The 13,946-nt window shown below is 67.2% G+C and carries 9 protein-coding genes; 7 read left to right on the forward strand and 2 right to left on the reverse strand.

Annotated elements, in window-relative coordinates; translation table 11 throughout:
- Positions 1-16: 16 nt before the first annotated feature.
- The 3 genes from IW252_RS03535 (at position 17) to IW252_RS03545 (ending at position 6,085) form a co-directional block, all read left to right on the forward strand.
- On the forward strand, positions 17-3,385 hold the full coding sequence (locus IW252_RS03535; protein WP_196835305.1) for an MMPL family transporter: 3,369 nt from the start codon (positions 17-19) through the stop codon (positions 3,383-3,385).
- A gap of 91 nt (positions 3,386-3,476) precedes the next feature.
- Positions 3,477-4,157: a Maf family protein gene (locus tag IW252_RS03540; protein ID WP_196835306.1), complete on the forward strand. Its 681-nt coding sequence runs from the start codon at positions 3,477-3,479 to the stop codon at positions 4,155-4,157.
- A gap of 158 nt (positions 4,158-4,315) precedes the next feature.
- Positions 4,316-6,085, forward strand: a complete 1,770-nt coding sequence (locus IW252_RS03545; RefSeq protein WP_196835307.1) for an acetyl/propionyl/methylcrotonyl-CoA carboxylase subunit alpha — start codon at positions 4,316-4,318, stop codon at positions 6,083-6,085.
- Between the two features lie 88 nt (positions 6,086-6,173).
- Here the strand turns inward: IW252_RS03545 and IW252_RS03550 are convergent, their stop codons facing one another.
- Positions 6,174-7,409: an ROK family transcriptional regulator gene (locus IW252_RS03550; protein ID WP_196835308.1), complete on the reverse strand. Its 1,236-nt coding sequence runs from the start codon at positions 7,407-7,409 to the stop codon at positions 6,174-6,176.
- 113 nt (positions 7,410-7,522) lie between these two features.
- Between IW252_RS03550 and IW252_RS03555 the strand changes: the two genes are divergently transcribed.
- From IW252_RS03555 to IW252_RS03570, 4 genes are read left to right on the forward strand one after another with little or no spacing between them, the layout of a single operon-like run.
- Positions 7,523-8,794, forward strand: a complete 1,272-nt coding sequence (locus tag IW252_RS03555; protein WP_196835309.1) for an ABC transporter substrate-binding protein — start codon at positions 7,523-7,525, stop codon at positions 8,792-8,794.
- A 29-nt stretch (positions 8,795-8,823) separates the two neighbouring features.
- Positions 8,824-9,741: a carbohydrate ABC transporter permease gene (locus IW252_RS03560; protein ID WP_196835310.1), complete on the forward strand. Its 918-nt coding sequence runs from the start codon at positions 8,824-8,826 to the stop codon at positions 9,739-9,741.
- Between the two features lie 2 nt (positions 9,742-9,743).
- Positions 9,744-10,640: a carbohydrate ABC transporter permease gene (locus IW252_RS03565; RefSeq protein ID WP_196835311.1), complete on the forward strand. Its 897-nt coding sequence runs from the start codon at positions 9,744-9,746 to the stop codon at positions 10,638-10,640.
- Positions 10,641-10,667: 27 nt separating this feature from the next.
- Positions 10,668-12,374, forward strand: a complete 1,707-nt coding sequence (locus IW252_RS03570; RefSeq protein WP_196835312.1) for a glycoside hydrolase family 13 protein — start codon at positions 10,668-10,670, stop codon at positions 12,372-12,374.
- A 72-nt stretch (positions 12,375-12,446) separates the two neighbouring features.
- On the opposite strand, the gene IW252_RS03575 is transcribed toward IW252_RS03570, so the two are convergent.
- Positions 12,447-13,868: an MFS transporter gene (locus IW252_RS03575; RefSeq protein WP_196835313.1), complete on the reverse strand. Its 1,422-nt coding sequence runs from the start codon at positions 13,866-13,868 to the stop codon at positions 12,447-12,449.
- Positions 13,869-13,946 lie beyond the last annotated feature (78 nt).

Consider the following 13,946-nt stretch of genomic DNA (forward strand, 5'->3'; position numbering starts at 1 on the left):
TCGAAAGGTCCAACCCGTGGCTTCTTTCCTCTACCGGCTCGGCCGCGCCGCAGCCCACTTCCGCTGGTGGTTCGTCAGCGCGTGGGTGGCGGTCATCGCGATCGTCGCGCTGGGCGCGTCCATGTTCATGGGCACGCTGACCAATCAGTTCTCCATCCCGGGAACGGAAACGCAGCAGACGCTGGACCGGCTCCAGGAAGAGATGCCGGACGCCGCTGGCGGCACGGGCACCATCGTTTTCCAAACCCAGGACGGTAGCGAGTTCACCGAGGAGCAGCGCGCCGAAGTTCAGCGCGCCCTCAAAGAACTGGCCGCGCTCGACGAGGTGAACGAGGCCCGCGACCCGTTTGCGTTGCAGGACGACCTCGACGACGCCGTCACGCAACTGGAGGACGCTCGAGAGGAAATCGCCTCCGGCGAAGAGGAGCTAGCCGACGGCCGCCAACAGCTGGAGGACGGCAAAGAGCAACTCGCCGACGGACGGGCCGAGGTCGAAGACGGGCGCGCCCAGTTGGAGGAGGCCCGCGCTGAGGTGGCCGACGGCTGGGAGCAGCTCGAAGCCGGTCAGGCGGAACTCAACGCCGGTGCTGCCGAGCTCGAAGACGGACGCGCTCAGCTCAACAGCGGCCGTGCCCAGCTCGAGGACGGCAAGGAGCAGCTCGCCGCCGGAGAGGCACAGTATCAAGACGGTCTCGCCGAGTATCAGGCCGGCGCCGCGCAGGTTGCCGACGGCCGCGAACAGCTCACGGCCGCAGAGCAACAGCTCGAGGAAAGCGCCGCGCAGCTCGAGGCCGGTCAGCAGCAGTACGAGGCGGGCGTAGCCGAGCTCACCAGTCAGTTCGGTGTCTCGACGTTGGAAGAGGCCTCCGCCGCGCTCGATGCGCAGCAAGAGCAGCTCGACGCCAACACGGAGCTCTCCGACGCCGAGCGCGCGGCTGCGCAGGAGCAGATCGATACGGGCCGCGCCGGCATCACCGAGTTGCAGGAGTCCTCCGCGCAGCTGGAGGCGGGCCGCGCCGAGCTGGAGTCGGGACGCCAGCAACTCGAAGCCCAGCGCTCCGAGTTGGAGGCGGCCGCGGCCCAGCTGCCCGCGGCCAAGCAGGAACTCGACGCCGCCCGCGCCGAGCTCGACGCAGCCGCGGCCGAGATCGAGACCAACGAGGCGCGCCTACAACAGGCCGCCGCGGAGATTGCGGCGGGCGAGGACGAGCTCGCCGCCGGCCAGGCGGAAATTGCGGAGAACCGCGCCAAGCTTGAGGCCGCGGAGCAAGAAATCGCGGACAACGCGGCCCAGCTCGACGAGGCGGAAGCAACCCTCGACGAGGAGGAGGCCAAGCTGCCCGAGGCGGAGCAGGAGCTCGCCGACGGTGCCGCCGAGCTAGAGCAGGCGCGCGAGGACATTGCCCTCGGCACCCGCCAAGCCGCGGCCAGCGAGGGTCTGCGGTTCATCTCCGAGGACGGCACCACCGCGGCCGCCACCATCCAGTTCTTCGGGCAGACCGACGCGCTGGACACTGAGACGCGCGACGAGATTCGTGCCATCGCCACCTCCGTCGAGTCGGCCGGAGTGCAGGCCGATTTGTCCCAGCAACTCGTCCAAGACGTCTCCGAGGTGTTCGGTATCGCCGAGGTGATCGGCTTGGCGATTGCCGCCGTCGTGCTCCTGGTCATGCTCGGCACGGTGGTGGCGGCAGGACTGCCACTCATCATGGCGGTCTTGGGCGTCGGCGTCGGCGTCGGCGGAACGCTGGCGTTCTCCTCATTGATCGAGATGCCCTCGATCACCCCGGCCCTAGCGCTCATGCTCGGCTTGGCGGTCGGCATCGACTACTCGCTGTTCATCGTCCATCGCCACCGCACCCAGCTCCTCGGTGGCATGGAGCTGCGCGAGTCGATCGCTCGTGCCACCGGCACCAGCGGCAACGCTGTGGTCTTTGCGGGCCTGACGGTGGTCATCGCGCTGGCCGCCCTCGTGGTCCCGGGCCTGCCGTTCCTGTCCATTTTGGGCCTGTCCGCGGCCTTCACGGTGGCCGTCGCCGTGCTCATGTCCGTGACACTCACTCCGGCGGTGCTGTCCGTGATCGGCATGCGCCTGCTGTCCCGCAAGGCCCGGGCCAAGGCGGCCGTCGCAGCGCAGGCACCGGTGCCCGCGGCGCACGAGTCCCGCACGTCCTCCCCGCGGGGCTGGGGCGCCGTCGTCACGCGCCACCCGTGGCTGACCACGATGGCGACAGTCCTGCTGCTCGGCGCCGTCGCGCTGCCCGCCACCGACCTGCGGACCGCACTGCCCGACGGCGGTGCAGAACCGGCCGGCAGCACCGCGCGGACGGCGTACGACACGATGAGCGAGCGCTTCGGCGCGGGGTACAACGGACCACTGCTCGTCGTCGCCGATCTGCCCCGGGACGAGTCGGGCGAGCCTCTGAACGACGACGATGCCCTGCGCGCCAACCTGGACGTCGCTGACTACTTGCGGGACGTCGACGGCGTCGTGGCAGCCGTTCCCGCCTCCATCAACGAGGACAACACGGTCGGCATCCTCCAAGTGGTCCCCGAAGAGGGGCCCGCGTCTGAGGAGACGGAGGCGCTCGTCCACGAGTTGCGCGACGCCGCGGCGGACATCGAGGCGGCGACGGGCGCCGACGTGGCCCTCACCGGCCAGGTCGCAGCCCAGATCGACGTGACCGAGAAGCTCATGGACTCCCTGCCGCTGTACCTCACGGTCGTCGTCGGGCTGTCGCTGGTCCTGCTGCTGCTCGTGTTCCGGTCGATCGTGGTTCCGCTGCTGGCCACGGCAGGGTTCCTGCTCTCGCTGTTCGCCGCCTTCGGCGCCACCACGGCCGTCTACCAGTGGGGTTGGCTCTCCTCGGTCTTCGGCGTGGATTCGCCCGGTCCGATCATGAGCTTCCTACCCATCCTCCTGATCGGCATCCTCTTCGGCCTGGCCATGGACTATCAGGTGTTCTTGGTCTCCGGTATGCGCGAGGCGTACGTCCACGGCGAGGATCCGCGCCGAGCCGTCACCTCCGGGCTGAAGCAGGCCGCGCCGGTGGTCACCGCGGCAGCCCTGATCATGGCCAGCGTCTTCGCCGGCTTCATCTTCAGCCATCTGACCATGATCCGCGCCCTCGGGTTCTCCCTCGCGGTCGGTGTGCTGGTCGACGCGTTCCTCATCCGCATGACGTTGACGCCGGCGGTGATGTACCTGTTGGGCAGGCACGCCTGGTACCTGCCCAAGTGGCTGGACAAGATGCTGCCGGACGTGGACGTCGAGGGCGCCAAGCTCAACGAGCACCTGCCCGGCGCGGACAGCCCACGCTCGCCGGAAACGGCCGAGCTGCCGGCAACCTCCTATGCTGAGGCCGGAGCGGGCAGCTCGCGGTAACTCGGAGGCCACCCCGTTGAACGGCCGTCGCCCGTGTCGCAGCCAGCAGGCTGCCGCACCGGCGGCGGCCGTTGCCGTATACGGTGGTGCCATGACCGAGATTGCCTCCGCACCGGACGAGTCCCCGCTACCCCTGCTGATCCTCGCGTCCCAGTCGCCGGGCCGCGCCCGCATTCTGCGCGATGCGGGCCTTGCCTTCGAGACGATCGTCTCCGACGTCGACGAGGACGCCGCACTGGAGTCGGCGCGCTCCCGGTTCGGCGAGCTTTCCCCCGCGGACGTGGCACTCTTGTTGGCTCGCGCCAAGGCCGAGGCCGTGGCCGGGCTGGATGCGGCCGACGGCGCCGTCGTCTTGGGGTGTGACTCGGTCTTCGAACTGCACGGCATCGGCTACGGCAAGCCGTACACCGAGGAGGAGACCCGCAGGCGGTGGGTTGGCCTGCGCGGCCAGACCGGCGTGCTGCATTCGGGTCACTGGCTCATCGACAATCGCGCCCCGGGGCCGGAGGACGACGCCGGAAGCGGCGTCACCGACGGTGCTGTCGCCTCGGCGGCGGTGACGTTTGGGCGCCCCACGGACGAGGAGGTGGCCCGCTACGCGGCCTCCGGCGAACCGTTGCACTGCGCGGGAGCCTTCACGATCGACGGGCGCGCCTCCGCCTTTATCGAACGCGTTGAGGGAGACCCGCACGCCGTGGTGGGCCTCTCCGTGTCGACTCTGCGCGGACTGCTGGAGCCCATGGGCCTGTCCATCACCGACCTCTGGGAGTAGGTCCCCCGAACCTCGACGCGCTGGCACCGCGAGCTCCCGGTTGTAGGGACCCTACAAAGTTGCGGCGCAGGCACGCGGAAATACGCCGTTTGTCCGGTTGAAACCCCACAAGTGGCGGTAGGCTCCCTTGTGTCCAAGAGAAGGAGACCGCACACACTATGGCCACGCTGTCCAAGGTCCTCATCGCCAATCGGGGCGAAATCGCCGTCCGCGTGATTCGCGCCGCCCGGGACGAGGGCATTTCCTCCGTCGCTGTCTACGCCGACCCTGATCGCGACGCGCTGCACGTCCGCCTCGCCGACGAGGCCTACGCCCTCGGCGGAGAGAGCGCCGCTGATTCCTATCTGGTGATGGACAAGATCCTCGACGCCGCCGCGGCCTCCGGCGCCGACGCGATTCACCCCGGTTACGGGTTCCTCTCCGAAAACGCGGAATTTGCCCAGCGGGTGATCGACGCGGGGTTGACCTGGATCGGGCCACCCCCGCAGGCCATCGCGCAGCTCGGGGACAAGGTCCAGGCCCGCCACATCGCCGAGAAGGTCGGTGCCCCTCTGGTCCCGGGCACCAAGGACCCCGTCGAGTCCACCCAAGAGGTCCTCGATTTCGCGGACGAGCACGGACTTCCCTTGGCCATCAAGGCCGCCTACGGAGGCGGCGGGCGCGGCATCAAGGTGGCCCGCGATCGCGAGGAGATCGCCGAACTGTATGAATCGGCGGTCCGCGAAGCCACGGCCGCCTTTGGCCGCGGCGAGTGCTTCATCGAGCGTTTCTTGGACGCACCCCGCCACGTGGAAACCCAGTGCCTCGCGGATGCGCACGGCGACGTCGTCGTCGTCTCCACTCGAGATTGCTCCCTCCAGCGGCGCAACCAAAAGTTGGTCGAGGAGGCTCCCGCCCCCTTCCTGACCGACGCGCAGAACGAACGCCTGTACGCCGCCTCCAAGGCCATCCTCAAGGAGGCCGGGTACGTCGGTGCCGGCACCTGCGAATTCCTCGTGGGGCAGGACGGCGTGATCTCCTTTCTGGAGGTCAACACGCGCCTGCAGGTGGAGCACCCGGTCTCCGAAGAGGTTACCGGGATTGACTTGGTGCGCGAACAGTTCCGGCTCGCTCGCGGCGAGGCCCTTGGTTATGCCGACCCAGAGACCCGGGGTCACTCCTTCGAGTTCCGGATTAACGGCGAGGATGCGGGCCGCAACTTCATGCCGGCGCCGGGCACCATTTCCTGCCTGAAGCTGCCCACCGGACCCGGCGTCCGCATCGACTCCGGAGTGGAAGAGGGCGAGACCGTCTCGGGGAACTTCGACTCGATGATCGCCAAGCTGATCGTCACCGGCTCCACCCGCGCCCAGGCCGCGACGCGTGCCCGCCGCGCGCTGGCCGAGCTGATCATCGAGGGCATGCCGACGGTGGTCCCCTTCCACCGTGCCGTGATGGCCGACGCCGCCTTTGTCCCCGACGAGGGCCCGTTCAGCGTTCATACCCGATGGATCGAGACCGAGTGGGTCAACGAGGTCCCTGCGTTCGACGCCGCGACGGCGGCTTCAGCCGAGGACGCGGAGGAACGTCAGGCCGTCACGGTCGAGGTTGGCGGCAAGCGCCTCGAAGTCGTCCTGCCCGCCGGGTTCGGCGCCGCGGCCGCGGCCAAACCTGCCAAGGCCAAGCGCAAGCGCGGCTCGCGCTCGGGCGGCTCCGCGGCGGCGGGGGCGTCCGGAGATGCCTTGGCGTCGCCCATGCAGGGCACCATCGTCAAGGTAGCAGCCGCAGACGGCGATGAGGTGGCCGAGGGAGACCTGATCGTCGTGCTCGAGGCCATGAAGATGGAACAGCCGCTCACGGCTCACAAGTCCGGCACCGTCAAGGGGCTCACGGCCACCGTCGGCGCCACGGTATCGGCCGGCGAAGCCGTAGCCAGCATCGTCGACTAATCCGCTAGCAGTCCGCACGACGGCGGGGCCCGCCAGCTGCATCCCGCAGCCCGGTGGGCCCCGCCGTCGTCGATGGTGAGGCCGCCAGCTAGGACGCCGCAGTTCCCAAGGGGCCAGAGCGAACCATCGCGATCGCCGCTTCCACTGCCCCCTGAAGCACGACGCCGTTTCCCCACGTTGAGGCCACGAGTTCTGCATGGGACATCGTCACGTCGTGCGCCATGATCTGCCGGGCGCGCTGCAGGACGGGCTCGATGGATTCGGCCACGGCGCCGGCGATGATGATCCGGTCGAGGTCCAGCAGACCGGAGAGCAGCATCACGACGGGTGCTAACCGCTCGCCGAGCGCGTCCACGACCTGAAGCGCCAGCGCGTCGCCGCAGCGCGCCGCGGCGAAGACGTGGTGGGCCTCGATCTGGTCCCGCTCAAGGTTGCCCAAGGCGCTCTCCTCCAGGAGTCCCCGCTCGGCGGCGGCCTGAATCTCTTGACGCGCCCAGTGGGCTAGCCCGTGCGGGTCACCCACCCCGGACACCATGTCGAGGACCCGCATTTCGCCAACCCCGCCGCGGGAGCCGCGCAGCAGGCGTCCATCCACCACGATTCCGACGCCGAATCGCTCGCCGGAGAGCAAGGTCGCGTACGCGTTGACTGCGTCGCCGGACCCGGCCTCGGCGAGCGCAGCCAGGTTCGCATCATTGTCGACGATGACGCTCCAGTCTCGTTCAGCGAAGACCGTCACGAAGTCCGGGTTCATGCGCGGCCAGAAGTTCTCCGCTGCGTCCGAGGGCGAATGGCCGTCGAGATCCACCGGCGCGGGCGCACCAATGACGACGCCGGCAATGCGCTCGGCGGATACCGCGGCGTCGGACAGGGCCTCATCCACGACGGTGGCGAGCTCGGCGCGCCGCGCGGGTCCATCGGCCGCCGGGTCCTGGGGCCGGCGGGCCCGCCCCAGGACTCTGCCCTGCAGGGTGGCCACGTGCGCCTTGAACGAGTGCTGGCCGGCGTCGACGCCGACCACCAAGCGCGATGCGGGGGCGAAGCGATACCGCAGGGCTGGCCGTCCACGGGCGTATGAACCCGCCTTGCGGGCGTCGTCCTCCTCGGTCAACCAGCCCGCGGTGACCAGCTCCTTGCACACGGAGAGCACGGTGGCACGAGTTAGTGCGGTCCGGTCCATCAGTTCGCTGGCGGTGCGTGGCTCACCATCCCACGCCGCTGCGAGAATCCGGCGCGCAGTGGCCTCACGCTGTGATGACGTGGCCCCCGGCAGACGTTCCGGACGGGCCCGATGACCGGTCTGTACCCCCGCTAAAGTCTTCACCCTCCGCAGTATAGACACCCCTAAATTTAGGTGCTAAATTTAGGGCCGCGACTTAGTGGTCACCATCACATTTTGCGAACAACTCACTAGCACTTCCCGACAAGGAGATGGACATGGGCGTGAAGCCACCATCGACTCTCTCCCGGCGAACGCTCCTGACTGGCGCGGCCGGCTTGGCCGGCCTCACGCTGGCCGGCTGCGGCACGGGTGCACAGCAGGCGACCGAGATTCGCTTCTATCAAACTAAGCGAGAAGTCATCACCTACATCAGGGATCTCTTGGAGGACTTTCACACCGAATATCCCGCGATCCAGCCGATTCACGACACGAGTGAGGGAACGCTGAACGGGCAGTTCGTCCGCAGCTCTCCGCCGGACCTCTCCCTGCATCTGTACAACTATGAAATGGCTCGCTTCCAAGAGCGCGGCGAGCTCAGCGACCTCTCCGATCTCCCCGCGGCGCACAACGTCACGGAGTCGGTGCTGGAACAGATCAAGCTCTTCCCCACGTACCCGGGGAGGATGTCCGTGCTGCCGTATTCCATGATGTCCGCGGCCGTGATCTACAACCGGGAGATTTTTGCCGAACACGGCGTTGACGTGCCCACCACGCACAGCGAGTTCATCGCGGCCTGCGAGACGTTTGCGGCCGCCGGCATCACGCCGATCTACGGCACGTGGGCCGATCCCTGGACCCTCGCTCAGGGCCTCGTGGATTACAGCGTGGGAGGCATGGTGGACGTGATCAGCCTCTTCCAGCAATTGCGCGAGGCGGGCGCCGACGTCGGCCCCGACTCCCCCGTGTCCTTTAGCCGCACGCTCCGCGAACCACTGGAAAAGATGCTCACGCTCTTGCCCTACCACCAAGCTGACGCCAAGGGCCGCAACTACGGCGACGGGAATAACGCGTTCGCCAACGGACAGGCGGCCATGTACCTGCAGGGCCCCTGGGCGCTGGTCGAAATTCATAAGATCAACCCCGACGCCCAGGTCGGCACGTTCCCTCTGCCCATGACCGAGGACCCGGCGGACAACAAGGTACGGATCAACCTCGACTTGGCCCTGTGGATCCCCGAGGGTGCGCAGCACCCCAGCGAGGCGCGCGAGTTGGCGAACTACCTGACCCGGCCAGAGATTCAGGACGCGTACAACGAACACGCGCTCGGTTTCGGCGTCCGGAAGGACGCGCCAGCGGTAACGGATCCGCGCATTCTCGACATGCAGCCGTTCGTCGACCGCGGCGCCGTCTATCAAGGGGTGTCCCAAGGCATCCCCACCACCATTCCGTTCTACAACTACTGCCAAGACCTCGTCTTCGGTGCAGACCTTGAGCGCATGCTGGCCACCCTCGACGCCGACTGGGCGCGCCTCGCCCAACGGGCCTAACCGGCGGATCGAATCAGGAGAACCCTTCCATGACGTTGATGACCCCACCCGCTCGCCACACGGCGCGCCCCCACGGTCTGCGGCCAACCCCCAAGAAGCGCCCAGACCCCACACACTTCTTGTTCCTGATCCCGACGCTCGTCGCCTTTACGCTGTGCATCGCCCTGCCCGCCGTGATGGGCATCTTCTTCAGCTTCACCAACTCGGTCGGCTATGGCGACTGGGACTTCGTGGGGCTGGCGAACTACCAGCTCATGTTCACGGACCCAGCCATCATGGCGTCCTTTTGGTTCACCCTCTGGTTCTCGGCCGTCACCGTGATCGTCACCAACGTGATCGCGTTCCTGCTGGCGGTCGGCCTCACGTCACAGATCCGCGCGCGCGTTCCGATGCGGGCCATCTTTGTGATCCCGATGGTGGTTTCCCCCATCATCATCGCGTTCGTCTTCCAATTCCTCTTCGCTAAAACACTCCCGGCCGCCGCGCAGGCCGTGGGATTCGGTCCGCTCGAGGAATCCATCCTGGCCAACCCTGACCTCGCGTGGGCCTCGATCGTGGTGGTGACCGCCTGGCAGGCGATCCCGCAGGCGCTCCTGATCTATATCGCCGGACTGCTGGCGATCCCGGCGGACTTGTACGAGGCCTCGGCGCTCGACGGCGCCGGCGCCTGGCAGCAAATGCGTATGATCACCATCCCCCTCATGGCCAGCTACATCAGCATCAACGTGATCATCGCCTTCAAAAACTTCTTGAACGCCTACGACATCATTGTGGGCTTGACCGAGGGCGGGCCTGGCACGTCTACCCGGTCCGTCGCAATGACCATCTTCTCCGGATTCGAAACGGGCGACTACGCCTATCAGATGGCCACAGCCACGATCTTCTTCCTCATCACGCTGGCGATTGCCCTCGTGCAACTGCGGCTGACGCGCCGAAAGGACCAGTGACCATGTCTGCATTGACCATCGATTCAATTGGCACCACGCGCAAAGTCCCCACCAACCGCGCGAAAGGGCGGATGAGCCGGGACAAGTTCAACATCCCGCTGACGGTGACCCTGGCACTGTGTACGCTGGCGGTTCTCATCCCGCTCTTCGTCACGGTCAACATGGCCTTCAAGACGGGCTCGCAAGCGGTACAAGGCGAGGCCTTCGTCCTGCCCAGCCCCCTCAGCATCGAAGGGTTCGTTCAGGCGTGGGAGCTCACCAACTTCCCCGTGGCGTTCGGCCTGTCCGCCTTCGTCTCCGCCATTGCCGTCGCGGGCGCCGTCCTGATCAGCAGTATGGCCGCCTACGCCATTCACGCCAATTGGGAGCGGACATTCTTCAGGTTCGCGTTCTTCTACGTTTTGGCGGCCATGTTTCTGCCGTTTCCGGTGCTCGCGCTCTCTCAGATCAAGCTCAGTGGACTCGTCGGGCTCGACACCCCGCTTGGCGTCGGCATCCTGCACATCATGTTCATGCTGGGATTCAATGTCCTGCTGCTCACCACCTTTCTGCGCGGCATGCCGCAGGAGTTGGAAGAGGCAGCGCGCATCGACGGCGCCTCCACGTGGCAGACCTTTTGGCGGGTCATTTTTCCCGTGCTCTCCCCCATGGCCGCCACCGTGGGGATCTTTGCGTTCCTCTTCTCCTGGAACGACTTCATGATGCCGTCGATGATCATCGCCGACCCGGCGTTGCAGACGCTGCCCGTGGTGAACCAGTTGTTCCAAAGTCAGTTCAGCAGCAACTACCACGTGAGCTTCGCCTCTTACCTCATGGCGATGGCGCCCGCCATCGTCGCCTTTATCTTCACCCAGCGCTGGGTCCTCGCGGGCGTCACGCAGGGTGCTGTGAAGTCCTGACCCCCCCATGATCGAAAGGATCCTCCTGTGACTCTCACCGATGCACGCCCCACGTCCACGCCGCGCTCAGACGACGCCAACTGGTGGCGCCAGGCGGCCGTCTACCAGATTTACCCACGCAGCTTCGCTGACGCTAACGGCGATGGGATCGGCGATCTGGCCGGCATCATCTCCCGGGTCCCCTACCTCGCCACGCTGGGGATCGACGCCGTGTGGCTCAGCCCGTTCTACCCCTCAGAGCTGGCCGACGGCGGCTACGACGTCGCCGACTATCGAGACGTGGACCCGAGGATCGGCACACTGGCCGAGTTCGATGAGATGGTTACCGCGCTCCACGCAGAGGGGATCAAGGTGGTCATCGACGTCGTCCCCAACCACTCCTCGGACCAGCACGCGTGGTTCCAGGCCGCTCTGGCCGCCGGCCGGGGCAGCGCCGAGCGCGAGCGGTACATCTTCCGTGAGGGCACCGGGCCCGACGGCTCCGAGCCCCCAACCGACTGGCAGAGCATCTTCGGCGGCCCGGCGTGGACTCAAGTGGAGGACGGGCAGTGGTACCTGCACCTGTTCGCCTCGGAGCAGCCGGACTTCAACTGGTCCAACCCGGAGGTGCGGGCCGATTTCCTCCACACCCTGCGGTTCTGGTCCGACCGCGGCGTGGACGGGTTCCGCATCGACGTCGCCCACGCCCTCACCAAGGACCTGACCGATCCGCTGCCCTCTCGCGCTGAGCTGGACGCTATCCCGCGCGGCGACGGGCAGCACCCCATCTGGGACCGGGACGAGGTGCACGAGATCTACGCCGAGTGGCGGCAGGTCTTCGACGCCTACGATCCTCCCCGCACGGCCGTGGCGGAGGCGTGGGTGGAACGCCACCGCCGTCCGCGCTACGCCAGCGCTGACGGACTCGGCCAGGCGTTCGAGTTTGACCTGCTGACACAGGAGTTCGACGCCGCCGCGTTCCGTGAGGTGGTGACGGACAGCCTCGCGCTGGCTGCGGAATCCGGTTCCTCCTCCACGTGGGTCTTGTCCAACCACGACGTCGTCCGGCACGCGACCCGCTACGGGCTGCCACCGCTCTCGGCGACGGCGGGAAGCACCGAGCAGGACCGCAAGCAGGGGGCGGACTGGCTGCTCGCCGGCGCCCCGGAGGCGGAGCTCGACCGGGAGCGCGGCCTCGCCCGCGCCCGAGCGGCCTCCCTCTTTGAACTCGCGCTGCCGGGCTCCGCGTACCTCTACCAGGGCGAGGAGCTTGGCCTGCACGAGGTCGGGGACATCCCTGAAGCGGCGCGCCAAGACCCGACGTTCTTCCGCAACCCGGGCGTGGACATCGGCCGCGACGGCTGCCGGGTCCCCCTGCCATGGGAGCGTTCAGGATCGTCGTTCGGCTTCGGCCCCGGCAAGGCGCACTTGCCGCAGCCAGACTGGTTTGGCGCGTCCTCCGCGGCAGCGCAAGACGGCGTCGCGGGATCCACTCTGGAGCTCTACCGCCGGGCGCTGCAGCTGCGCCGGGCCCTGCAAACGCAGGAGACTCTCGCGTGGATCGAGACCTCCCGCCAGGACGTCCTTGCTTTTGAGCGTCCGGGAGGCTGGGTCACCGTCACGAACTTCGGTTCCGAGCCTTGGGTCCTACCGGCAGAGTTGGCCGCCTGCGAGCTGCTCGTGGCCTCCAGCGACCTAGAGGGCCACGCCGTGCCGGCAGAGGCCACGGTCTGGCTCCGCCGGCGGGCCGCCTAACGGCACGATGCACGACGGCGCCGCTCACCGTGCAATGGTGAGCGGCGCCGTCGAGCGGTTTCTCCTGAGGGCCTACGCCACGTTGTTGTCGTAGTCCACGTCACGCGTTTCACGCGTGAGCCAGAGGGCAATAAGCGTGGCGATCGCGGCGATGCCGAGGTAGACGCCGACTAGGACGGTGGATCCGCCGCCGGCCTGCCACAGCGCGATGGCCACAAAGGAGGCCGGCGCCGCGCCAATGACGGATGCGAGGTTGTAGGCGATCGCCGAGCCCGTGTAACGCACGTTGGCCGGGAACAGCTCCGGCAGAATCGCGGCCATTGGCCCGAACGTGAAGCCCATGAGGGTGAACCCGATGATCAGGCCCACCATGGCCGCGGCAGTCCCGGGGCCAAAGAACAGAGACCACGCCAGTCCGAAGACCAGGATGCCCGCCGTGACCCAGAGCAAGAACTTCCGGCGCCCGAATCGCTCGGCCAGCGGCCCGGAGACCACCGTGAAGATGCCGAAGAACACCACGCCGATGATCAGCATGGTCAAGAACAGCGGCCGTTCGATGCCGAGGCCGGGCACGAACGCGGCGGCGTCGAAGGCCTCCCCCGCGGCGGCGGCCTCCGCGCTGGCTTGCTCGGTGGTCTTGGCCGTTCCGTAGGTCAGCGTGAAGGAGGTCATCAGATAGAACAGCACGTAGGTGGCCACCATGATGAACGTCCCGGCGATGACGGGGCGCCAGTGACGGGTCAGCGTGGCGGCCAGCGGGGACTTGGCGACCTTCTTCTGGGCCACCACGTTGGTGAAGGAGACGGATTCGACCAGTTTGAGGCGAACGTAGAGGCCCACCAGCACCATGACGGCGGAGAAGATGAACGGCACGCGCCAGCCCCACGCCTGGAATTGCTCGGCATCCAGGCCCAATTGCAGGCCAACGAACATCAGGTTGGCCACGATGAAGCCGATCGGGGCCCCCAATTGCGGAAAGGTGCCGTAGATGGCGCGCTTACCCTCCGGAGCGTTTTCCGTGGCCAACAGCGCGGCGCCGGACCACTCGCCGCCCAATGCGAGGCCCTGCGCGAAACGGAGCAGCACCAGCATGAGTGGCGCGAGCACCACGAAGCTCCCTTGGGCCGGAGGCAGGAAGCCGATCAGGAACGTGGCGATGCCCATGGTCAGCAGGGAAGCCACCAGGGTGCCCTTGCGGCCGATCTTGTCACCGAAGTGGCCGAAGACGATGGAGCCCAACGGGCGGGCGACGAAGGCGACGCCGAAGATCGCAAACGCGCTGAGGATGGCGTTAATCTCGGTGGCATCCGGAAAGAACAGGGCCGGGAACACGAGGACCGACGCGGTGGCGTAGATGTAGAAATCGTAGAACTCGATCGTGGTGCCGATCAGGCTCGCGAAGATCACGCGGCCGCGCGTGTTTTGCTTCGGCACGTGGGCTGTTGGTGCTGACACGGGTTTTCCTTCTTTCACTGTGCAGTCGATGCTGAGCATCAATCTGGGTCAACATCCTAGAAAGTGTCACCATATTCTGGACAGCTCGTCCATATTGTGGACACGTCGCGGCGTGCG

This window comes from Zhihengliuella flava (assembly GCF_015751895.1).
Lineage (GTDB): Bacteria > Actinomycetota > Actinomycetes > Actinomycetales > Micrococcaceae > Zhihengliuella > Zhihengliuella flava.

Coding starts and splice junctions, on each gene's coding strand:
- IW252_RS03540 (WP_196835306.1), top strand. CDS start 3,477: ATGACCGAGATTGCCTCCGCACCGGACGAGTCCCCGCTACCCCTGCTG.
- IW252_RS03545 (WP_196835307.1), top strand. CDS start 4,316: ATGGCCACGCTGTCCAAGGTCCTCATCGCCAATCGGGGCGAAATCGCC.
- IW252_RS03555 (WP_196835309.1), top strand. CDS start 7,523: ATGGGCGTGAAGCCACCATCGACTCTCTCCCGGCGAACGCTCCTGACT.
- IW252_RS03560 (WP_196835310.1), top strand. CDS start 8,824: ATGACGTTGATGACCCCACCCGCTCGCCACACGGCGCGCCCCCACGGT.
- IW252_RS03565 (WP_196835311.1), top strand. CDS start 9,744: ATGTCTGCATTGACCATCGATTCAATTGGCACCACGCGCAAAGTCCCC.
- IW252_RS03575 (WP_196835313.1), bottom strand. CDS start 13,868: ATGCTCAGCATCGACTGCACAGTGAAAGAAGGAAAACCCGTGTCAGCA.